The sequence below is a fragment of the Xenorhabdus beddingii genome, assembly GCF_002127545.1.
Taxonomy (GTDB): Bacteria; Pseudomonadota; Gammaproteobacteria; order Enterobacterales; family Enterobacteriaceae; genus Xenorhabdus; species Xenorhabdus beddingii.
The window spans coordinates 186,963-210,256 of record NZ_MUBK01000002.1; the positions used below are offsets into that span (position 1 = coordinate 186,963).

The 23,294-nt window shown below is 42.6% G+C and carries 19 protein-coding genes and 1 pseudogene; 13 read left to right on the top strand and 7 right to left on the bottom strand.

Features of this window, described 5'->3' with window-relative positions:
* Positions 1-60: 60 nt before the first annotated feature.
* On the top strand, positions 61-351 hold the full coding sequence (gene ihfB, locus Xbed_RS02010) for an integration host factor subunit beta (RefSeq protein WP_038237207.1): 291 nt from the start codon (positions 61-63) through the stop codon (positions 349-351).
* A 118-nt stretch (positions 352-469) separates the two neighbouring features.
* Here ihfB and Xbed_RS02015 read toward each other — a convergent pair whose 3' ends face one another.
* The 5 genes from Xbed_RS02015 to movA all read right to left on the bottom strand — a co-directional run bounded on the left by Xbed_RS02015 (position 470) and on the right by movA (position 4,244).
* On the bottom strand, positions 470-1,714 hold the full coding sequence (locus Xbed_RS02015; protein WP_167371855.1) for an MATE family efflux transporter: 1,245 nt from the start codon (positions 1,712-1,714) through the stop codon (positions 470-472).
* Positions 1,704-2,246, bottom strand: a complete 543-nt coding sequence (locus Xbed_RS02020; RefSeq protein WP_086111275.1) for a hypothetical protein — start codon at positions 2,244-2,246, stop codon at positions 1,704-1,706. Before Xbed_RS02020 ends, Xbed_RS02015 begins: the two co-directional genes overlap by 11 nt.
* Positions 2,239-3,024: a multinuclear nonheme iron-dependent oxidase gene (locus tag Xbed_RS02025; protein WP_167371856.1), complete on the bottom strand. Its 786-nt coding sequence runs from the start codon at positions 3,022-3,024 to the stop codon at positions 2,239-2,241. The genes Xbed_RS02020 and Xbed_RS02025 overlap by 8 nt, the downstream gene beginning before the upstream one ends.
* Positions 3,008-4,111, bottom strand: a complete 1,104-nt coding sequence (locus tag Xbed_RS02030; RefSeq protein ID WP_086111277.1) for a multinuclear nonheme iron-dependent oxidase — start codon at positions 4,109-4,111, stop codon at positions 3,008-3,010. Before Xbed_RS02030 ends, Xbed_RS02025 begins: the two co-directional genes overlap by 17 nt.
* Before the next feature lie 61 nt (positions 4,112-4,172).
* Positions 4,173-4,244: a methanobactin-like peptide MovA gene (movA, locus tag Xbed_RS20805; protein ID WP_479688287.1), complete on the bottom strand. Its 72-nt coding sequence runs from the start codon at positions 4,242-4,244 to the stop codon at positions 4,173-4,175.
* Between the two features lie 432 nt (positions 4,245-4,676).
* On the opposite strand from movA, the gene Xbed_RS02035 reads away from it, so the two are divergent.
* The 5 genes from Xbed_RS02035 (at position 4,677) to kdsB (ending at position 10,865) form a co-directional block, all read left to right on the top strand.
* Complete coding sequence (locus Xbed_RS02035; protein WP_086111278.1) at positions 4,677-7,037, top strand: ComEC family protein; 2,361 nt, start codon at positions 4,677-4,679, stop codon at positions 7,035-7,037.
* A 34-nt stretch (positions 7,038-7,071) separates the two neighbouring features.
* Positions 7,072-8,820 (top strand): lipid A ABC transporter ATP-binding protein/permease MsbA, encoded by a 1,749-nt coding sequence (gene msbA / locus Xbed_RS02040; protein ID WP_086111346.1) that lies wholly within the window; start codon positions 7,072-7,074, stop codon positions 8,818-8,820.
* Positions 8,821-8,868: 48 nt separating this feature from the next.
* Positions 8,869-9,849, top strand: coding sequence for a tetraacyldisaccharide 4'-kinase (lpxK, locus tag Xbed_RS02045; RefSeq protein ID WP_086111279.1), 981 nt, complete (start codon positions 8,869-8,871; stop codon positions 9,847-9,849).
* 83 nt (positions 9,850-9,932) lie between these two features.
* A complete protein-coding gene (locus Xbed_RS02050) occupies positions 9,933-10,112 on the top strand; it encodes a Trm112 family protein (RefSeq protein WP_086111280.1) in 180 nt (59 codons plus the stop codon).
* A gap of 3 nt (positions 10,113-10,115) precedes the next feature.
* The gene (kdsB, locus tag Xbed_RS02055) at positions 10,116-10,865 is read left to right on the top strand and encodes a 3-deoxy-manno-octulosonate cytidylyltransferase (RefSeq protein WP_086111281.1); all 750 of its coding nucleotides are present in this window, start codon (positions 10,116-10,118) and stop codon (positions 10,863-10,865) included.
* Positions 10,866-11,054: 189 nt separating this feature from the next.
* Here the strand turns inward: kdsB and elyC are convergent, their stop codons facing one another.
* Positions 11,055-11,903 carry an envelope biogenesis factor ElyC gene (gene elyC, locus Xbed_RS02060; RefSeq protein WP_086111282.1) on the bottom strand — a complete coding sequence of 283 codons (849 nt, stop codon included), beginning with the start codon at positions 11,901-11,903 and terminating at the stop codon, positions 11,055-11,057.
* A 199-nt stretch (positions 11,904-12,102) separates the two neighbouring features.
* Between elyC and cmoM the strand changes: the two genes are divergently transcribed.
* The 5 genes from cmoM (at position 12,103) to Xbed_RS02085 (ending at position 20,107) form a co-directional block, all read left to right on the top strand.
* Entirely contained in the window at positions 12,103-12,888 is a 786-nt protein-coding gene (gene cmoM / locus Xbed_RS02065) for a tRNA uridine 5-oxyacetic acid(34) methyltransferase CmoM (protein ID WP_086111283.1), read from the top strand.
* A complete protein-coding gene (mukF, locus tag Xbed_RS02070) occupies positions 12,885-14,207 on the top strand; it encodes a chromosome partition protein MukF (RefSeq protein WP_086111284.1) in 1,323 nt (440 codons plus the stop codon). Before cmoM ends, mukF begins: the two co-directional genes overlap by 4 nt.
* Positions 14,188-14,910, top strand: coding sequence for a chromosome partition protein MukE (mukE, locus tag Xbed_RS02075; protein WP_086111285.1), 723 nt, complete (start codon positions 14,188-14,190; stop codon positions 14,908-14,910). The genes mukF and mukE overlap by 20 nt, the downstream gene beginning before the upstream one ends.
* The gene (gene mukB / locus Xbed_RS02080; protein ID WP_086111286.1) at positions 14,907-19,370 is read left to right on the top strand and encodes a chromosome partition protein MukB; all 4,464 of its coding nucleotides are present in this window, start codon (positions 14,907-14,909) and stop codon (positions 19,368-19,370) included. Before mukE ends, mukB begins: the two co-directional genes overlap by 4 nt.
* 149 nt (positions 19,371-19,519) lie before the next feature.
* Positions 19,520-20,107, top strand: a complete 588-nt coding sequence (locus Xbed_RS02085) for a GrpB family protein (protein ID WP_086111287.1) — start codon at positions 19,520-19,522, stop codon at positions 20,105-20,107.
* 61 nt (positions 20,108-20,168) lie between these two features.
* Here the strand turns inward: Xbed_RS02085 and Xbed_RS02090 are convergent.
* Positions 20,169-20,249, bottom strand: a pseudogene (locus Xbed_RS02090) (IS1 family transposase); the annotation flags it as partial.
* Between the two features lie 246 nt (positions 20,250-20,495).
* Between Xbed_RS02090 and aphA the strand changes: the two are divergent.
* Both aphA and ldtD read left to right on the top strand, forming a co-directional pair.
* Positions 20,496-21,209: an acid phosphatase AphA gene (aphA, locus tag Xbed_RS02095; protein WP_086111288.1), complete on the top strand. Its 714-nt coding sequence runs from the start codon at positions 20,496-20,498 to the stop codon at positions 21,207-21,209.
* Between the two features lie 257 nt (positions 21,210-21,466).
* Positions 21,467-23,188: a L,D-transpeptidase gene (gene ldtD / locus Xbed_RS02100; protein WP_086111289.1), complete on the top strand. Its 1,722-nt coding sequence runs from the start codon at positions 21,467-21,469 to the stop codon at positions 23,186-23,188.
* Positions 23,189-23,294 lie beyond the last annotated feature (106 nt).

Below are 23,294 nucleotides of genomic sequence, written 5' to 3' on the forward strand. Positions count from 1 at the left end.
CGGCGGGTAATATTTCGGAAACGATAATATTACCCGAATACGGTAGTTTAGGGAGGTACTATGACCAAGTCTGAATTAATTGAAAGACTTGCAGAGCAACAATCTCACATGCCGGCTAAGGCCGTTGAAGATGCAGTGAAAGAAATGCTTGATCATATGGCAGAAACATTAGCCGCAGGTGAACGTATTGAAGTTCGCGGATTCGGCAGCTTTTCTCTTCACTACCGGGCTCCGCGTGTGGGTCGTAACCCTAAAACGGGTGACAAAGTGGAGTTGGACGGTAAATACGTTCCTCACTTCAAACCCGGTAAAGAGTTACGTGACCGCGTGAATATCTATGGCGAGAGCTAGCAGATATCAGTTATTACTTAATTAAACTAACGGCACCTCAGGGTGCCGTTTTTTCTTTCCTAATTAGCGATTGAACTGACTTTGTGATATTGAATTAATTTCGGCTAATGGTATTCAACTATTGTTCAATCGTGGTTTCTTTTTTCATATGGGGGAAATTTTTAACAAAATAAAGGACACAAAATAAACTTGCCAGTAGATTACCTAACATCATAAATTTAATAATATTGGCAATTGGGTTTTCATCAATGGAGAAAATAAATGACAATGGAATGCCAATAAATATTAATGACAATCTGAATAATGGTGGGATCTGTGACATACCATATACCCGCAGAGTCGAAATAAAGGCTTGGGCTATTCCATCAAATGCAATGACACCCATCGATAAAATAAAATACTGAGTCAATAATTGATCTGCATGACCCAAATAAAGGTAAGGCAGTAGTGGGGAGATAAAATAAAATAAAAATGAGAAGGTCAAAATATATAGCATAGCTTGTTTAAGATAGCTAATGGTAACAGCTTTAACGTTATGATGATTTTTTGTCAATGAGATGGTCAACGATATTGCCATTCCAACAAAAATGACAGAGATTGTATTCATGAAATTGAGAGTTAAACCGAAAAATGACGAATATTCTGTTTTCATATTGTTTGAAATATAGATAACCAGAAGAGATAAACCTCCAGTGAAACAGAGACTGGTCACAGCACTACTTCTTCCTAATATTAAAATTTCCTGATTTAACCCCTCTACTTTTTTAGGTGATAATTTTATCTTTTGTTTTAAAAATAAATGGATCATAGGTAGTAGTATGAATAACCTGATAAGACAAGTTGATGTTGCAACGGCTATTGTGCTATCATTAATTAATTTAATAAAAATATAATTCAAGAGAAGATTCGCGACCGCACTATATAGAGTAATTAGGAGTACTTTTTTTTCTAATTTAATGGTTTCTAATATATTAGAAAAACAGATTGAAATACAGAGTGGAAAAATGCTAATGCTTAGAATAAGATATGTTTTAAGGATCTCGATATTATGATGAACAATGGGCGCGGTGATTAGGCTGATAATGAAAAGACAGATAGCAAGATAGATTGAATATCTTAAAATTCCCTGAATATATTTTTCTCGTTCTTGATATTTAGATTTACCCATCACGATATTAATTCCAATACTGAGCATAATTGATAAAATAACAAAGACCTGATTCAATTGTGCTGCAACAGAAAAATTTTTTACGTATTCATTTCCTTGATGTCCCAACATAATCATATCGCAGAGAGGTAATGATAATGCAATAAAGCGGGTTGATGAGATGATAAGTGCTCTTGGAATAAAGTCACCGTTCATTTTTATTCTCCGGACATTTAGGAATGTCATCATCTTCTTGAAGCTCCCATAAAAGGAAGTCATGATTGCCAATAGGATAATTATTTTTATCTATTTCTATATAAAAGACTTCACGGAATTGGTCTGCTTGCGTTGATTTTTTTGCACCGAATAATTTATTATTTATTTCGCCATATAAAATTAAGATCGTTATTTTTTTTGATTTATTCATGTATGTCCATTGTGAGCAAGAAAGAAATAATAACTCTTCTTTTATTTTTATTCCTACAGGTACATTAGTTTTATTAAAATATTTAATCAGGGATAAACCTATACGCCAATCTGTATGTTCATGGTGTTTATAACACCACGAAACAAATTTATAATAAGTATTATTATCATCAATGTTAAAGTGATGGATAATATCTGGAGACACGCTTTTTATCAGATACCTAGAGGCATCAATGATTAAATCTCGGAATTGTATTTCCAATGAACTCATGGAATGACTGTTAGCAGGATGAATAACAGATTTATAAAATATCTCACGCATGAAAATACCTACTGACTGATTTTATGTCCTGAGACCAATCTGATATATTGAAATTGTCATCACGCTCTACAGAAATTGTTTCAATATTATTAGATTGTATAATTTGTTCAAGAAATTTTTCAGATTCTAAATCAATACAGGTGTTGTGTGTGTCTCTGAAAAAGTTTCCTATGGTGCAAGGCTCGAAACCTGCAATGTGATAGTGCCGTGTATTAGATAATAGAGGAAACCAGTTTTCTTTTAATTCATTTCCATTTTTTTCAGCAACTACAGCGTTTGAAATGTCAAAGAGCAATTGGCAGTTAGTTTCATTTATTAAACGATGATAGAATGATGATTGATAATTTTCTTGGAGGATCACAGATGGGTAATTTTCTAAAAATAATGAAGTATCTAACATTGATTGCCACAAGGTTATTTTATTACTCACCCAGTTAAAATGTCGCTCATAGTTTACTTCTAGCATTTGTGATGTTGCTTGATTTTCTATAAAGAATAGACCAATATGATCAGAAACATAAATAGGATTCAGAACCTTTGCTAATTTTCTTACTAATTTTGCTATTTCATACAGATGTATTTCAGAACGATGTAAAAATTGTGAATTCATGATGTGAAATGCACAGCGTCTTCCGTTCAAAATTTTCAATATTGAATCCGGATTTGTATTAAGAAAATTGTCAATCATTATTTCAATGAAATCGACGTGATTTTTTTCTAAAATTTCTATCAAAACAGGTAATTCTCGTTGACCAGACCAATTAACTCCTATTTTCATATTGTATCTCCTCAATGAATGCAGAAAATGAGTGAATAAAATATTGTGATTTACTGGCAATGATCGTATCCATTTCATCTTCAGAAAGTGAAATGCGATATCCTTTTTTTTCAATATGATGGAACCAAGCATTGAATAATTCAGATTCATTGAAGTGAAGTTGATCTACAATTTCATAAAAATTTTCAATATCACTTTTAATGATTTTTTTTAGGTAATTTTTGGCATACTTTAATGGACTAAGATTTTTAGTCTCATTTGTTTTAAGGTTATGAATTATTTCTTCTAAGAGCAAAAAATCTCTATCATAGATATATTGTTTGTGTTTCCATTCTGTATTACTATGCTCAATGTTAATATAAATATCCTTATTGAGTAAATTTAAATCGAGAATTTGTTTTAATATGTCCCATACCATTGTAGGTACTGCACTACCATGGCCATCATGTAATGTTCCATCGTTTCCAATATGAATCCCAGAGAGGTGAAGTTCAATCACTTTTTCCCAAGTAATGAAACCTATTAATAATTCAGGAGATATTTCATTATTTTTGCAGTCAATAATTAAGTGGGATAAATCAATGATAGCTTTTGCTTCGGATAAAGCTAATATCCGGTTGAAGCTTTTCCAATTAGTGTAAATTTCTTTCGGTGAGGATGAATAGAAATTTGCGTTTTCTATCCATATCTCTTTTCCTGTATTCTCCTGTGCTTTTTTTATGAATCTAATCGCATTTTTTTCTTTTTCTTTTGACATTTTATAATGTGATGAAAACCCAAGTTTACCTATATTTTCACATCGATCCCCACAGAGATGAAAGCCTATGCTTTTGATCCTTACATCTTCTTTTATAGGAACTAATTTCTCTTGAATAAATGCATCTTGATGTGAAATACATTCGGTAATAGGTGATCTCGAAACATGCAGAGAAAGTGATAGATTATCATTGAAATGCACAGAATTGGATTTTTCTTTAAAAATTTTTTTGTAGGCCAAAAAACCTAGTTCCATGAGGTTAACATTTTTGTGAATTTTCAATGCGTTATTTTCAAATGCAGGATTAAAACTGCATGCTAACTTCATCATTTCTTATCTCCTTTATAAATCCTCCCCGTAGTTAATCTAGGGAGGATTTAGTACCTATATTCTATTTATTATAACTAGCACAAGTGCTCTCTTTATCTTTAACTTTAACGACAACTTTAATTGTATTTTTCATAGTCTAATTTCCTAGATTGGTTCATATATAGTAGAAATGTAATTTAAAGACTTTTGGTTAAAATAACCACAACAAAATGTATCCAAATAGTCATTAACTTTCAAGTGATTTTTGGTGTTTTTTTAATATGTTTTTAATTTAGTTATAACAACGTGTTATCGATTTTATATTATGCTTGCGTTTTTTAAATCCACAATCTATGAGTAGTAAGCCATTCATTATTCAAACTATGCTGAAAATAGCACGGATAGTTCGGTTGATTACATTTATTCTTCCACTTGCGATAACCTTCACATTTCTGTGTAACTGTTTATTGTTCTGAAATAAATTTGCGAAACCTTTCCCAAATAAACATCATCTGGCTGGTAACAGGATAGAAAATCAAATAGTTTTCTCTGTGTGAATGGAGTTTTGATGCAGGAGCATAAAAGGATGCAGAGGGCTATTTCATTTATCTTTACTTATTTATTCGCTATTTGGCGAAAACCGACGCCGATTATCAGTCTGAATTTGGCGGCATTAGCCATCGTATTGGGAATTTTTCCCTTATTATTCCTTGCCGAACTTCCGCAACAAAAAATTATCCACTACCTGATTTTTCTGGCATTTTTCCTATGGTTTCTTCCTTATAAAACAATACGACTAATAGCATTAGGATTATGGGTGTTTATATTCGGATGTTGGCACGCTCATAACATATTGACGCAAATAACTTATTTCAGCGAAACTTCCCGCAGCGCAATAGTTATTATTGATAGCGTATCGTTGGAAAGTCAAACCGGGGAAACCGCTAAACAGGATAAAAATAAACAGGTTCGTTATCGTATTAGACTGATTGAAAGTAATGGGAAATATATATTTCCAGCTCTATACGCATCAGTATCATGGAACTCTCAGGTATTGCTGTGTGCGGGTCAGAAATGGCAGGTGACGATGAAACTTCGGCCTGTTCATGCCCAATTAAATCAGGGTAGTTATGATAACCAACGATATTCACTGTCTATCCGTCAGCCGTTGAATGGTCAAATTATTGCGGCAAAACCACTTAATAAGAACTGTAGCCTGCGACAAAACGTGATTAATAAATTGTTACCAGAAATTCAGCCGCTAAAACAAGCTGGTATCGCGTTAGCGCTTTCGTTTGGTGAACGAACGTGGTTGGATAAATCGACCCGAGAGCTATTACAGCAAACAGGTATTGCACATCTGATGGCAATTTCAGGGTTACATATTGCCATGGCCAGTTTATTTGGCTGGAGTTTTGCAAGGATGGCACAATGCTTTTTTCCGGCAAAATGGATTGGATTTCGTTTCCCATTAATGATGGGCTGGTTAATGGCAATGTTTTACGGGTGGTTGTCAGGTTGGGGAATTCCTGCTATTCGCGCCATATTGGGGCTAACCCTGTGGGTTTATTTACGCTGTAAAAGCCGGTTTTGTTTTTCATGGCAATGGGCTTTGTGGAGTGCGGCACTGATCTTATTTTTTGATCCCTTGGCGATACTCTCTGACAGCTTCTGGCTTTCATTCACTGCGGTAATGGCGCTGTTATTTTGGTATCACTGGATTCCTTTGCCAGAAAAAATGCGCCATGGCTGGAAATGGGTCTGGCTGCGTGGATTACATATGCAGTTGGGAATGATGTTAATGTTGTTGCCGTTGCAGCTTTTGTTATTTCAGGGCGTTAATATTGCATCATTGGCGGCTAATTTATGGGCTGTTCCGATAGTCTCTTTTTTATCTGTGCCATTGGTGATGTTGGGGATCGTTTGTCTCTTTCTCCCGGTTATCCAACCGTTTTTATGGCAACTGGTTGATTACAGTATTTCACTTGCTTTAATGCCTCTACCTGCTTTAACGCATTCATGGATTGAAACAGGGCATTATCCTGTCGTTATGACACTTGCGGGCTGGTTTTTGGTGGTGATTTGGCGTTTAGGGTGGTGGAAATCGTATAAATGGCTGTTGGGCGTCTCTATTGGCATTATTGCTTGTTATTCAAAACGTTCTGATGAGCATCAGTGGCGTTTTTCAATGCTGGATATCGGTCATGGACTGGCAGTCGTGATTGATAGGGGAGGAAAGGCGATCATCTTTGATACCGGTAATCGCTGGGAAACGGGCAGTATGGCAGAAAAGGTGATTGTGCCTTATTTGCGCTGGCACCGATTAACGCCAGAACAAATCATCCTGAGTCATGACCATTTGGATCATATGGGAGGAGCAGAATATCTTAATGAAAAATATCCTGATGTCCCAATGAGAAGCCCTTTGTTGGGTCGTACTCACTTGCCTTGTGTCCGTGGTGAACAATGGACATGGCAGGGATTGACTTTTAACGTTCTCTGGCCGCCGGAAAAAACGGCGATTGTTGGCAATAATCAATCTTGTGTGATCCGCATTGATGATGGCAGTCACAGTCTATTATTAACGGGAGACTTAGAAAAGCAGGGGGAATATCGTTTGTCCGAGCTTGAGAAGAAGCATCTGAATGCCACTATACTGCAAGTTCCCCATCATGGGAGTAATACCTCTTCTAGCGGGATGTTTATACGTAAGGTGATGCCTCAATATGCTTTGGTTTCGGTAGCACGCTATAGCCCGTGGAGATTGCCTTCCGCAAAAGTGAAACAACGTTATAAAAGTACTGGGGTTGAGTGGCATAGCACGGCTGTTTCCGGTCAAATAACGGGTTATTTTTATCGTGATCACATTAAATTAGAAGGTTATAGACAACAAATAGTGTCACGGTGGTATCATCAGTGGTTTGGTATTCGCGGTGATCATGAGTAGAATGACCCGCTATTTCTTTTGGTTTGGTAACTCAATAATGAATGATAAAGACCTTTCTACCTGGCAGACCTTTCGCCGATTGTGGCCGATCATTACACCTTTTAAGGTCGGGCTGTTAGTTGCGGCGGTTGCACTAATTATTAATGCTGCCGGTGATACATTAATGCTCTCCTTGTTGAAACCTTTGCTGGATGAGGGATTTGGCAAGGCAGACTTTAGTGTATTGAAATGGATGCCGCTAGTTGTTATTGGGTTGATGCTGTTGCGTGGGCTATCTGGTTTTGTATCAAGTTATTGCATCTCCTGGGTATCCGGTAAAGTGGTTATGCAGATGCGTCGGCGCCTGTTCAACCATATGATGGGGATGCCCGTTTCCTTTTTTGACCAGCAATCCACGGGAACCTTGCTTTCTCGTATCACATATGACTCAGAACAGGTTGCGTCTTCTTCCTCTGGCGCGTTGGTGACTGTCGTCAGGGAAGGGGCATCAATCATTGGCCTGTTTATCCTGATGTTCTATTACAGTTGGGAACTTTCCCTCATTTTGATTGTGATCGCGCCAATCGTTGCGGGTGTGATTCGCCTTGTTTCCGTGCGTTTTCGTAATATCAGTAAAAATATGCAGAGCAGCATGGGAATGGTGACAACCAGCGCCGAACAGATGTTGAAAGGGCATAAGGAAGTTTTAATTTTTGGCGGTCAACAAGTTGAAACCAAACGTTTCAATAAAGTCAGCAACCATATGCGTCAACAAGGCATGAAAATGGTTTCTGCTGATTCGATTTCAGACCCGATTATTCAGCTTATTGCTTCGTTTGCACTGGCATTTATCTTGTATGCGGCCAGTTTCCCTGAAATTATGGGGGCGTTGACAGCAGGGAAGATTACCGTTGTGTTTTCCTCCATGATTGCCCTGATGCGTCCATTGAAGTCCCTGACTAACGTCAATGCTCAATTCCAACGCGGTATGGCTGCGTGTCAGACCTTATTTACTATCTTGGATATGGAACAGGAAAAAGATGACGGTAAGTTGGAAGTCAAAAAGGCAAAAGGCAATATTGAATTCCGTGATGTCACTTTCTGTTATCCCACCAAAGATCATCCTGCCCTGAAAAAGATCTCAATGACCATTCCGGCAGGAAAAATGATCGCATTGGTTGGGCGTTCAGGGTCAGGTAAATCGACAATTGCCAATCTCCTCACTCGCTTTTATGACGTGAGTGAGGGAGAAATTAGCTTGGATGGTCATGACCTGCGTGAATATACGTTGGCCTCATTGCGCAATCAAATTGCACTGGTATCGCAAAATGTGCACCTGTTTAACGATACGGTTGCCAATAACATAGCCTATGCCAGCGAAGGGCAATTCAGTCGGGAAGAAATCGAAAGAGCGGCGGAAATGGCCTATGCAATGGACTTTATCAAAAAAATGGATCATGGTCTTGATACCATGATAGGTGAAAATGGTGTCTTGCTTTCCGGTGGTCAACGCCAGCGTATTGCTATTGCCCGTGCGTTATTGCGTGATTCGCCGATCCTGATTCTGGATGAAGCCACTTCAGCGTTGGATACTGAATCTGAACGGGCAATTCAAGCTGCACTCGATGAATTGCAGAAAAACAGAACTTCACTGGTGATTGCTCACCGTCTTTCTACCATCGAAAATGCGGATGAAATCATCGTCATTGAAGATGGCAATATCATAGAAAGAGGTCATCATTCTACCCTGTTGCAACGCGGAGGTGCGTATGCACAATTACATCGGATGCAGTTTGGTCAATGATTAAAAACGATGATCGAAAATAATGATCGAAAATAATGATCAAAAACCATGATTGAAAAGATATGGTCGGGCCGTTCATGGCTTTACATCGCATTATTACCGTTATCAGCCCTTTATGGGCTGATAAGCGGTTTACGTCGTTTAAGCTATAAAGTGGGGCTGAGCCGCTCATGGCAAGCGCCTGTGCCGGTTGTGGTGGTCGGTAACTTGACGGCGGGGGGAAATGGCAAAACCCCGGTTGTTATTTGGCTGGTAGAGCAGTTGCAGCAAAAAGGCTATCGAGTGGGCGTTGTTTCCCGTGGCTATGGTGGAAAATCGGAACATTATCCTCTACGGGTTACAAATGGAGTGACAACGGCACAAGCGGGTGATGAACCGGTGTTAATTCATCGTCGCACGGGTGCGCCTGTGGCGGTTGCACCAAAACGCGCTGATGCGATTAAGGCATTATTGACCCATGCCGCTGTTGATATCGTGATTACGGATGATGGCCTTCAACATTATGCCTTGCAGCGTGATTATGAAATTGTGGTGATTGATGGTGTCCGCCGTTTTGGTAATGGCTGTTGGCTACCTGCCGGACCGATGCGGGAATTGGCCGGTCGCTTGAATACCGTTAATACTATTATTGTTAATGGTGGAACGGCGCAAGCGGGTGAATTGCCGATGACGTTGAGAGGGGAATCTGTGGTTAATTTGCTGACAGGTGAAATGCGAAAAGTCACTGAAATTCCCAACGGAATCGCGATGGCAGGGATTGGCCACCCACCGCGTTTTTTTTCGACATTGCAACAATTGGGTGCGGACTTACAGGCAACCCATGCTTTTGCTGATCATCAATCTTATGACAAATCTCAGCTACTGGCTTTAGCAGATAGTGAACAAAATTTGTTGATGACAGAAAAAGACGCTGTGAAGTGTTTTGAATTCGCGCAGCCTAACTGGTGGTATTTACCCGTATACGCTGTTTTGCCGGAGGATAAAGGGCAAAAAGTCCTGAATGAGATTCAGGCATTAATGCAATATTAAACAAAATAACAGAGTTAACGGTGAGACATGGCTTGTGGTATTCTGGATCGCATTAAATTTAAGGCCCGTCACTTGGGGGATATATGGATCACCGTTTACTCGAAATCATTGCTTGTCCGGTATGTCATGGCAAGTTTAGTTACGATAAAGAAAACCTTGAACTGATTTGCAAATTTGACCGCCTCGCTTTTCCTGTCCGTGATGGTATTCCTGTGCTGCTGGAAAATGAAGCACGGGCTTTGCCTACAGAGGAAAGCAGATAACCTATGTTTACCGTTATCATTCCCGCGCGTTTTTCTTCAACTCGCCTGCCCGGAAAACCATTGGCCGATATTCATGGCAAGCCAATGATTGTGCGTGTTATGGAACGGGCTGTCCGTTCTGGTGCTGATCGGGTCATTGTGGCGACAGATAATCAAGACGTTTTTGATGCCGTGGTGGCCGCAGGGGGTGAGGCTTGTATGACAAGCGAAAATCACCATTCAGGCACGGAACGTTTGGCTGAGGTTATCGATAAATACCAATTTGCTGATAATGAAATCATTGTCAATGTTCAGGGGGATGAACCCCTCATTCCAGAATCCATCATTAAGCAAGTAGCTGATAATCTGGCTGGCTGTGATGCCGGAATGGCAACACTTGCCGTGCAAATCAAAGATGCGGAAGAAGCCTTCAACCCGAATGCTGTCAAAGTGGTTATGGATGCTCAAGGTTACGCACTCTATTTCTCCCGCGCTACCATTCCGTGGGAACGTGACCGCTTTATGCAATCAAAAGAGACGATCGGGGACAATTTCCTGCGTCACATTGGCATTTATGCGTATCGGGCAGGATTTATCCGGCGTTATGTGCAATGGACGCCAAGTCCATTAGAAAATATCGAGATGCTCGAACAATTACGCGTGCTTTGGTATGGTGAAAAAATTCATGTGGCAAAGGCGGAACAGGCACCCGGCGCAGGTGTTGATACACCGGAAGATTTAGACGCCGTAAGAAAAGTTTTTATCGCACTCTGATCTCTCCATTTCTTTCTGGGTTGACGTTGGTGTGAATGGCTGTGAGCACCAAGAGGATCTGATTTAAAAGAGAATGCCGCCATCCCGCATTCTCTTTTTTTGTTAGCTGATAGTTTTTGGTCAGGTGATAGTTTTTGATCAGGTGATAGTTTTTGATCAGGTGATAGTTCTCTGCCGATTGATCACTCTTTAACTGTTTTTGTGCTGGGAATTTTCTGATTTTTCAGTGTCCATATCTGCAGTTACAGGCTTAATGGCTTGCCAGATACGCCCTAATGTTTCATACCAGGCCCGTTCCGTATGTGAAAAATAATAGGAAGAGGGAATATATTTTTCCCACGGATACAGCGGCGTTGTGACAGCCAGTTGATTGGCCGGACCTGCGATTGGGTGCAGGCCACGTTGTTCAAAAAACGTCAGTGATCGTTCCATATGATTAGCGGAAGTCACAAGAATAAAAGATTGTCGCCCGACCACTTTTTCCACTTCAGCCGCTTCTTCTTCTGTATCCAAAGGTTTTTTCAATGTTATTGTGTCTTCTACAGGGATCCCCATCGATTGTGCTACCATAGCGGCAACTTCTGCACTGCTAATTGAATTGACGCCTTTGCCACCGGTGAAAATCATTTTAGCGCCAGGGTTAAGGTGATATAACCGAATGCCTTCCGTAACTCTGGGTAAGCTATTGTTGGTCAGGTTGGCACTGGGTGCCCATTGCGGGTTATAAGTAAAGCCGCCGCCGAGGACGACAATATATTTTACGGGCGCGATAATAGAGGTCGTGTCAGCGCTAGTGTCAAGTGTGACGTCAGGCTCATAGCGTTGAACATATTTCCCTTCAACAGGAAGTAAGAGTTTGTCCGCGATAGGCTGTAAACTAAATAAAAGTAATGTAAGCCAACTCAGTGATAAAATAGTTTTTCCCGTTTTTTGCCAACGGGTAAACCACAGTAATAGCAGAGCGATGAAAGAGGCAATAATCATCAGCGGCAAAGGCATTAATAGTGAGCCGATATATTTTTTTAGCAGGAATAGCATTGAGGGGCCTTTGTTTGGTTGAATTATAGCCGCACAGGGTCAAATTTAAGTCTAAAAGTAGTTAATTAAATGATTACTGTGCCAAAATAACAGTAGCAAAAAATAGCAGCAGTAAAAATAGCAGCAGTAAAAATAGCAGTAGATAGCATAACGACTCAATAGATAAATTAAACTTAGATGATAAGTGGGGCAGTTTTTCATGCGGGATCGCAATTTCGATGATATTGCAGACAAATTTTCGCGTAATATTTACGGCACATCCAAAGGTAAAATCAGGCAGGCCGTCGTCTGGCAGGATATTAACGAATTGCTGAACCATTTACCTCAACGCCCGTTACGCATTTTGGATGCCGGGGGCGGTGAAGGGAATATGGCTTGTCAATTGGCTGAATTAGGTCATCAGGTCATACTTTGTGACTTATCCGAAGAGATGATCCAGCGGGCGAAACACAACGCACAACAGCGGGGTGTTCTCCACCAAATGCAATTTATCCAAAGTTCAGTACAGGAAATTCACCAACATATTGAACAGCCCGTTGATCTGATCCTGTTTCATGCGGTATTGGAGTGGATCACCGACCAAAAAGAGGCAATAGCAACATTGGGAGATATCATAACTCCCGGTGGTGCACTCTCATTAATGTTTTATAATGCTAATGGGTTGGTCATGCGTAATGCCATCTTGGGTAATTTCCATTTGGCAACACCCAATATTCAGCGTCGCCGCAAACGTTCTTTATCGCCACAGAACCCATTAGTACCGGAACAGGTATATCAATGGCTGACTGAACTCAAGATGGAAATCATCGGTAAAACAGGCGTAAGGGTCTTTCACGATTACCTGCAAAGTCGCCAATTACAAAACGCGGATTTTCCGGCGTTGCTTGAACTTGAACAACGTTATTGCAGACAGGAGCCCTATATCAGCCTGGGGCGCTACATTCATGTGATGGCACGCAAGACGACCTTAAAGAGCGAATTATGAGTGAATATTCCCAGACTGTTCCTGAACTTGTGTCCTGGGCCAGAAAAAATGATTTTTCAATTTCGTTGCCACCAGAACGGTTGGCCTTTTTACTGGCAATTGCGGTATTAAACGGTGAGCGGTTTGATGGTGAAATGAGTGAAGGAGAGCTGGTGGACGCTTTCCGTGAAGTGTGCAAAGGTTTTGAGCAGACTTCTGAAGCGGTATCCGTCAGGGCGAATAATGCCATTAACGATATGGTTCGTCAGAAGCTCCTGAACCGTTTTACCAGTGAGCTGGCTGATGGCAATGCGATCTATCGTTTAACGCCATTGGGGATTGGCATCAGCGACTATTATATTCGCCAGCGTGAATTTTCCACGTTGCGCCTCTCCATGCAGCTATCCATCGTTGCCAACGAATTGCATCGGGCGGCTGAGGCGGCGGAAGAAGGGGGAGATGAATTCCATTGGCATCGTAATGTCTTTGCCCCGCTTAAATATTCCGTGGCTGAAATTTTTGACAGCATTGACATGTCTCAGCGCTTGATGGATGAACAGCAAAATAGCGTAAAAACCGATATTGCCGCACTACTCAATCAAGATTGGCAGGTCGCCATTGCCAATTGTGAGCAGTTGTTGTCCGAAACGTCCGGCACGCTGCGGGAACTTCAGGATACACTGGAGGCCGCAGGTGACAAATTGCAGGCCAATCTATTGCGCATTCAGGATGCCAATATGGATAGCGGTGGCTCTGATCTGGTTGATAAACTGATTTTTGATCTCCAAAGCAAACTGGATCGCATTATCAGTTGGGGACAGCAGGCCATTGATTTATGGATAGGCTATGACCGCCATGTCCACAAATTTATCCGAACCGCCATCGATATGGATAAAAACCGCATTTTTTCCCAGCGTCTTCGCCAATCCATCCAACACTATCTTGACAGCCCGTGGACACTGACCATCGCCAATGCCGATCGTTTTCTGGATATGCGGGATGAAGAGCTGACCCTGCGCAGCGAAGAGGTCATGGGAGAATTACCGCCAGAAATGGAATACGAAGAGTTCAGTGAAATTAACGAACAATTGGCTGAAATGATTGAGCAGGCGCTGGCAGTTTACCAACAGGCCAAACTTCCTCTGGATTTAGGAGCCATCCTGCGTGACTACCTTGCTCAATATCCACGTAAACGCCATTTTGATGTGGCGCGTATCTTGGTGGATCAAGCAGTAAGATTGGGCGTTGCAGAAGCGGACTTCTCTGGGTTGCCAGCGGAATGGTTAGCGATTAATGATTACGGAGCCAAGGTGCAGGCACATGTCATCGACACATATTGAACAACTTATGCCAGTTAAACTGGTTCAGGCATTATCCAACCTCCTTTTCCCTGAGTTAGACAGCCAGCTTCGTGCTGGTCGCCACATCAGTATGGATGATCTTGATAATCATGCTTTTCTGATGGATTTTCAGGAAGAGCTGGAAATGTTTTATGCGCGCTATAACGTTGAGTTAATCCGTGCACCAGAAGGTTTTTTCTACCTGCGTCCCCGTTCAACAACGCTGATCCCGCGATCTGTCTTGTCTGAATTGGACATGATGGTCGGTAAGATCTTGTGCTATCTCTATCTTAGCCCGGAGCGCCTGTCCAATCAGGGGATATTCACTTCTCAAGAAATGTATGAAGAACTGTTGTCACTGGCTGATGAAAATAGGCTGATGAAATTAGTGAACCAACGTTCGACCGGGTCTGATCTGGACAAACAGAAATTACAGGAAAAAGTGCGCACCTCCCTGAACCGCCTGCGCCGTTTGGGCATGGTGTATTTCCTGCAAAATGACAGCAATAAATTTATGATTACCGAAGCCGTATTCCGCTTTGGTGCAGATGTACGCAGCGGTGACGACCCACGCGAGGCACAATTACGGATGATCCGTGACGGTGAAGCCATGCCGGTGGAGCGGGAAGCATCGCAGGAAGATAATGAACATGAAGAAGCACCAGGGCATTCAGCAGAAGGTGCGGAGGATGAGCAGTCATGATTGAACGCGGTAAATTTCGCTCACTGACGTTAGTTAACTGGAATGGCTTTTTTGCCAGAACGTTTGATCTCGACGAGCTTGTGACGACGTTATCCGGTGGTAATGGCGCGGGTAAATCCACCACGATGGCGGCATTTGTCACCGCATTGATCCCGGATTTAACGTTACTTCACTTCCGCAATACCACTGAAGCAGGCGCAACCAGCGGCTCACGTGACAAGGGCCTGCACGGTAAACTGCGTGCCGGGGTCTGTTATTCTACGCTGGATGTTGTGAACTCCCGCCATCAAAGGATCATTGCCGGGGTTCGCCTACAGCAGGTTGCCGGGCGTGATCGTAAAGTGGATATCAAACCCTTTATGATTCAGGGGGTGCCGGCCTCTATTCTGCCGACACAGTTATTGACGGAGAATGTCAACGAACGTCAGGCAAGGGTTCTGCCCTTAAATGAGCTGAAAGAGCGCCTTGATGAGATGGAAGGCGTTCAGTTCAAACAGTTTCACTCGATTACGGATTACCACTCCCTGATGTTTGATTTGGGTGTCATCCCACGGCGTCTGCGTTCATCGAGCGATCGCAGCAAGTTTTACCGCCTGATAGAAGCCTCGCTGTATGGCGGGATCTCCAGCGCGATTACCCGCTCATTGCGTGATTACTTATTGCCGGAAAACAGCGGAGTCAGAAAAGCGTTTCAGGATATGGAAGCGGCGCTGCGTGAAAACCGCATCACCTTGGAAGCCATCCGCGTCACCCAATCCGACCGCGATCTTTTCAAGCACCTCATCACAGAAGCGACGGCGTATGTTTCTGCGGATTATATGCGCCATGCCAATGAACGCCGTGTCCATCTGGATGAAGCGTTGGCTTTGCGCAGTGAATTATTTGGCAGTCGGCGCCAATTGGTCGCAGAGCAATATCGCCATGTTGACATGGCACGGGAACTGGCAGAACAAAGTGGTGCCTCTTCTGACTTAGAAATGGATTATCAGGCGGCCAGCGATCATCTGAATCTGGTTCAGAGTGCGATGCGTCAGCAGGAAAAAATCGATCGCTATCAATCAGATATTGAAGAGTTGACTTATCGGCTGGAAGAGCAAAGTGAAGTCGTAGAAGAGGCGAAAGAGCAACAGGCAGAATATGAAGCGGTTTCTGAAGCGGCTGAACAGGAAGTTGATGAGTTAAAAAGTCAGCTTGCTGATTACCAGCAGGCTTTGGATGTCCAGCAAACCCGTGCGATTCAATATCAGCAGGCGCTGCAAGCCTTAGAGCGCGCCCGTGAATTTTGCCAGCTTCCGGATCTCTCAATAGAAAATGCTGACGAGTGGCAGGAAACCTATCAGGCCAAAGCACAGCAAGCGACAGAAACCTTGCTGGCACTGGAACAGAAGCTGAGTGTCGCAGATGCGGCCCATCATCAGTTCGAGCAGGCTTATCAACTGGTAAAAAACATCGTCGGTGAAGTGAGCCGCAGTGAAGCATGGCAAACAGCGCGTGAATTATTGCGTGAATGGCCATCCCAACGCCATCTGGCTGAGCGCGTTCAACCGCTGCGTATCCAATTGGCAGAATGGGAACAACGTCTGAGCAGCCAGCAGAGTGCAGCACGTTTGCTGGAAGAATTCTGTAAGCGTCATAACCAACAATATCAAGCGGAAGATTTAGAAACGTTACAGAGTGAATTAGAAGCCCGGTTGGAAGCATTGAGCCTGAGTGCCAATGAAAGCGGCGAACGCCGTATACAAATGCGCCAGGAGTTTGAACAGCTCAAGCAGAAAATTCAGGGATTGACTGCGCGTGCACCCGTGTGGTTGGCCGCACAAGAAGCACTGAACCAGCTTTGTGAACAAAGCAATGAAACGTTCGAAAGTAGTCATGATGTGACGGAATACATGCAGCAGTTGCTGGAGCAAGAGCGTGAAATCACGGTTGAACGTGACGACGTAGCCGCCCAGAAACGCGAACTGGAAAAGCAGATCGAGCGGCTGAACCAGCCAAGCGGGGCAGAAGATGGGCGATTGCTTGCATTGGCGGAACGTTTCGGTGGTGTTTTGCTATCAGAAATTTATGACGACATTACCCTTGATGATGCACCTTATTTCTCTGCGCTGTATGGCCCGGCACGTCATGGGATCGTGGTGCCTGACCTCTCACTGGTTCGCCCACATCTGGAAGGATTGGAAGATTGTCCGGAAGATCTCTATTTGATCGAAGGTGATCCGCAGTCTTTTGATGACAGCGTATTCCATTCCGAAGAGCAGGATAAGGCGGTTCTGGTGAAATCATCGGAACGTCAGTGGCGTTACTCGCGTTATCCTGACGTTCCGTTGTTTGGACGGGCGGCAAGGGAAAATCGTCTGGAAGCCCTCAGCCTTGAGCGTGATACGCTGGCCGAGCGTTATGCGACACTCTCATTTGATGTTCAGAAAATTCAGCGTGCACATCAAGCATTCAGCCGTTTTGTGGGCCAACACCTTGCTGTTGCGTTTGATGATGATCCGGAAGCGGAGATCCGCAGCCTGAACCCGCGTCGGATTGAGCTGGAGCGTGAACTTTCCCAATTTGAGACTCAGACCCAGCAGCACCAGCAAAAACTGGTTCAGGTAAAAGAAAGTTTGTCAGCATTGAATCGTTTGATCCCACAAATCGCGATCTTGCTGGATGAAACGCTGATTGACCGGGTGGAAACCGTTCGTGAAGAAATGAATGAAGCACAGGACGCCGCGCGATACCTGCAACAGTATGGCAATACACTGACGAAACTTGAGCCGTTGGTTGCTGTTTTGCAAAGCGACCCACAGCAGCATGAGCAATTGCAGAAAGATTATGAAACAGCAAAACACAGCCAGAATAAAGCCAAGCAGCAAGCCTTTGCCCTGACAGAAATCGTACAGCGCCGTGCCCATTTCAGTTACAGTGATTCGGCCGGAATGCTCAACGAAAATGCTGACCTGAATGACAAACTGCGTCAGCGCCTTGAACATGCCGAATCTGATCGCCGTCGTGCGCGTGAACAATTGCGTCAGCAGCAGTCACAATTTGCCCAGTTCAACCAAGTGTTGGCCTCTCTGAAAAGTTCTTATGACACCAAGCAGGATATGCTGAAAGAACTTGAGCAGGAGATGAAAGATATTGGTGCTCAGGCAGATGCCAACGCAGAAAGCCGGGCTCGTGAACGCCGTGATCAGCTTCATGCTGCCGTGAGTACCAACCGTTCCCGCATCAACCAGCTTGAGAAACAAATCGCATTCTGTGAAGCGGAAATGGACAACCTCCAGAAGAAACTGCGCAAATCTGAGCGTGATTATTACCAGAAGCGTGAACAGGTAGTTTCTGCGAAGGCGGGTTGGTGTGCGGTGATGCGCATGGTGAAAGATAATGGGGTTGAGCGCCGTTTGCATCGCCGTGAATTGGCCTATATGGATGGGGATGATTTACGTTCAATGTCGGATAAAGCGCTGGGGGCGTTGCGTCTGGCGGTCGCTGATAATGAACATTTGCGTGATGCGTTACGCCTGTCTGAGGACCCGAAACGCCCTGAACGTAAAATTCAATTTTTTGTTGCGGTTTATCAACATCTGCGTGAGCGCATTCGTCAGGATATCATTCGAACCGATGATCCGGTTGATGCCATTGAACAGATGGAAATTGAGCTGGCACGTCTGACCGAAGAGTTGACCGCGCGTGAACAGAAATTGGCGATCAGCTCCAAAAGTGTGGCCAATATCATTCGTAAGACCATCCAGCGTGAACAGAATCGCATCCGTATGCTGAACCAAGGGTTGCAGGCGGTCTCCTTTGGGCAGGTTGGCGGCGTGCGCCTGAATGTCAACGTGCGTGAGAGCCATTCTCTCTTGTTGGAGGTTCTGTCTGAACAACAGGAGCAACATCAGGACCTGTTCAATAGCCAGCGTTTGACCTTCTCAGAAGCGATGGCGAAACTTTACCAGCGTTTGAACCCACAGATTGATATGGGGCAGCGCCTGCCTCAAACCATTGGTGAGGAATTGCTGGATTACCGTAATTACCTCGAATTGGATGTTGAAGTCAATCGGGGTTCGGATGGTTGGCTGAAAGCGGAAAGTGGCGCGCTTTCTACGGGGGAAGCTATCGGTACGGGGATGTCCATCTTGGTGATGGTCGTACAGAGCTGGGAAGAGGAATCCCGTCGCCTGCGGGGCAAAGATATTTCACCTTGCCGACTGCTGTTCCTTGATGAAGCTGCCCGATTGGATGCAAAATCCATTGCAACGCTGTTTGAACTCTGTGAGCGCTTACAGATGCAGTTAATTATAGCGGCCCCGGAAAATATCAGTCCGGAAAAAGGGACAACCTATAAACTGGTGCGGAAGATTTTCAATAATCAAGAACATGTCCATGTTGTTGGGTTGCGAGGCTTCGGGCAAGATATTCCGGCTGCCGAACAGCCACAAACACAGACACAAGCGATATTGCAAGAATAGCCCCCTCGTTGGGTGATGTCTTTATATCTTTACAGGAAGCCATATTTAAAAATATGGCTTCCTCAATTGAGATAAATTCTTCCGGGTAGTTATTTAATACGGCCTTATTGACGGTATGAAATAAAGATAGAAAACTAAGGAGTGAGTTAATGATAAATACTCAAGACGTTATCTTTTTCCCTGAGTCGGATCCTGATGAAAATCCTTGGGTGCATGGTAAGCCGGCTGAAGAAGTGATTGACGTCGTGGAATACAATCCTGAATGGGTAGCCACATGGCAACAGCTTTCTTTCTCTATCAAAGAAGCGCTTGGCAATATTGCCCTGAACATTGAGCATGTTGGGTCAACGGCCGTTCCAGGGCTTGCTGCCAAACCAATTATTGATATTGATCTGATTGTGGAAGATCCCACTCAAGAAGAAAAATATGTTCCGGCATTGGAACGGCTTGGTTATGATTTAACGGTTCGCGAACCGAGCTTTTATCAGCACCGATGCTTTCGTCTGGCTAATCCCCGCACCAATCTCCATATTTTTGGCCCTGACTGTCCCGAACATATTCGGCATATTTGGTTTCGTGACTGGCTTAGAAAACACCCTGAAGATTGTGAACGATATATGGCGGCGAAGATCACGGCTAAAGATAATGTCAATCAGGTAATGGATTACAATAAGAAAAAAGAGCAAATTGTGCATGAAATTTATCAGCGCATATTTCAGAGCAGGGGATTGTTGTAATAATGTTTGAAGGTTATTATTGGTTATTGTTCTGGTCTCGTATTAAATGGTTTAATACTTATTAAACGTAGTATTCATGCTCAATGAAAGTTCCGATCACTTTATTGTGTATTTCTTCCGATTTGGAATAGCCGATCCATTTTTGATGAATTATTGAAAATTATCCAGCTACATTTATTATTTAAAGCGAAAAGAATTAGAGTTAATTCATTATATTAATTAATAATATTAGATGATTAGATATTTTCACTGTATTTAGCGATGAAAAGATAAATATCCTTTCTTCTCGAATGATAACCTTTAGTAATTGTGCAGTAAGTCTCATTTTAATGTGGTCATAATGTTTATTATCCCGTTCCGTTATGATTAATGTGATAAAGGAATAATAATGCGTAAAGTAACGCTAGTATTCAGTGCGATTGCGCTCGCTTTTGGCCTAAACGGTGTGGCGCAGGCCAAAATGTTTATGCCTGAGCAGGTTGATTCAGGGGTAACCGTAGCAGATTTAGCTCAACGTCAGGCCATTCATTGGGTGTCAGTGAAGCAGATTGCAAAGAGTTTGGCAGGACAACCGCCAATGGCTGTTGGATTTGATATTGATGATACCGTCCTGTTTTCCAGTCCGGGGTTTTATCGGGGAAAATTGGAATATTCCCCCAATGATGAAAGCTACTTAAAACGACCTGAATTCTGGGAAAAAATGAATAATGAATGGGACAAATTCAGTATGCCGAAAAAAATCGGTATTGAATTAGTTCAAATGCATTTGAAACGGGGTGATGATATCTATTTTATTACCGGGCGCACGAAAACCAAAACAGAAACTGTTACCCAGTACATACAAGAAGGTTTACATATTCCTGCGGATAAAATGCATAAGGTTATTTTTGCCGGGGACGAACCCAATAAAAATGATAAAGTGAGCTGGATGAAAAATCATAAACTGAAGATCTACTATGGTGATGCAGATACGGATATTGCTGCTGCGCGTGAACTGAATATCCGTGGCATTCGTATCTTAAGAGCATCAAATTCTTCCTATCAGCCTTTGCCTAAAGCGGGTCGGTTTGGCGAAGAAGTGGTCATTAAGTCTGAGTATTAGTCTGAAATTTCAAGATAATATTTTCCAACGAAAGGCACTTGCAGGTGCCTTTTTCTTTTTTAGGATTAGTATGAACCTATTTTTAATAGTGAACATTTTCTTTTGGTTGGTGTGACGGGGTGCGATGAGATAGGCTCCCTATCTTAAGGGGTAATTATGTATATAATTACTACTATTCTTTTCTGATAAAATAGGACGACAGATCATTAGAATAAGTCATTGGATAGCTGCATACATAAAAGGTGAGGTGAACTGTTATGGCGAAGAACTCGGTAAGATTACTGAAAGTCTCTTTTATCTGTAGCGCACTGGCGGTATCAGAGGGAACCTTTGCAACGCAACAAAATGACCAGGCATCAAGTGATGTGCAACAATTGGCCGGGGAGCAAAAAAAAGAAGGTTCGCTTGCTTCATCTGATCAGACTATTCCTATCTCGCCGATAAAATCTATTGGTGAAAATCGAAAGCAGTTACAAAATGGGTTGCCACAACAGGTAAAACCGGTATTTCTTGATCGTTTGGTAACGTTATATACTGCCAATGAAATGAAACTGTTATGGACAGATAAAAAAGCGATTCAACAATTTGAAAGTCAATTATTTGAAATATCATTGGCGGGTTTTCAGCCCCAATTTGAAAAATGGCTAGTACAACTTGATTCCCCTGAATTAAGTGATATGGGACGAGATATTATTTTATCTGATGCGATGTTAGGTTATCTCCATTTTATCAACGGAGTTAAGAAAAAAGGGGATTCATGGTTATATAGCAAAACGCCTTATAAAGTTGATTTACCTCCTGCCCACTTAATTGATAAATGGCAGCAGCATATTAATAATCATGATACTCTCACTTATATTACAGCCTTATCACCCCATCATCCTATGTATGAAAATATGCGCAAGGAAATGTTGGCTCAATTGGCTGACAAGCAGCCGTGGACTGAATTTTCGTTGAAAGGTACGTTAAGACCTGGGCAAAGCAGTGAAAGTGTTATTGCATTAAGAAAAATATTGGTTCGCTCAGGAACATTGGAACCCTCCGCGATCAAATCTGATAATAAAATTTACGCTAAAGAGTTAACTGCTGCAGTAAAACGTTTTCAAACCCTGCATGGGTTGTCAGCCGATGGTGTCATCGGTCAATCCACGAAAATATGGTTAAATACAACACCCCAAATGCGCGCCCGCATTATGGCATTAAATATACAAAGACTACGGATTATTCCCGGAGATATTCCTACCGGCATTTTGGTTAATATTCCTAATTACTCACTTTTCTATTATTCAGATGGGAAAGAAGTATTAAGTTCTAAAGTCGTTGTTGGACGCCCCAGTCGCAAAACGCCCATCATGAGCAGCCAGTTAAATAATGTCGTGATCAATCCGCCTTGGACGGTACCGACTAGCATGACACGTAAAGATATTGCGCCAAGGGCGATGCGTGATCCAAATTATTTCCGCACTCGTGGTTATACCGTTTTTTCCAGTTGGAGCAATGATGCCAAAGTTATCGACCCTTTATCAATTAATTGGGGGGTAATCACACCGGATAATTTTCCTTATCGTATAAGGCAAGCACCTGGCCCAACTAATTCATTGGGGCGTTTCAAATTTAATATGCCAAATTCAGAAGCCATTTATTTACATGATACGCCAAATCAGGCTTCCTTTAGTCGGGAAATGAGGGCGGTCAGTTCAGGTTGTGTGCGTGTCAATAAAGCCCCTGAATTAGCGAATATGTTGTTAGGCGATGCCGGTTGGAATAAAGATAAGGTCAAAGGTTCATTGAAAACATGGGGAACAAAGTATGTTAATATTCCCCAAAAAATCCCGGTTTTTCTCTATTATCAAACCGCGTGGGTTGATGAAGGAGGAGTGCCACAATACCGGGCAGATATCTACGGCTATGATATGAATGCCAGGCAACCCTCTGAATGGTTATCCAAGATTTTGGCTGCGAGAAAGGATTTATCATGATCAGTCACTATTGATCATTGATAAAGGCATAGTTTGACATTGATATCTATGTTATAAACGGTGAAGAATGGAATATTCTCTTCACCGTTATTTTATATTACTCATT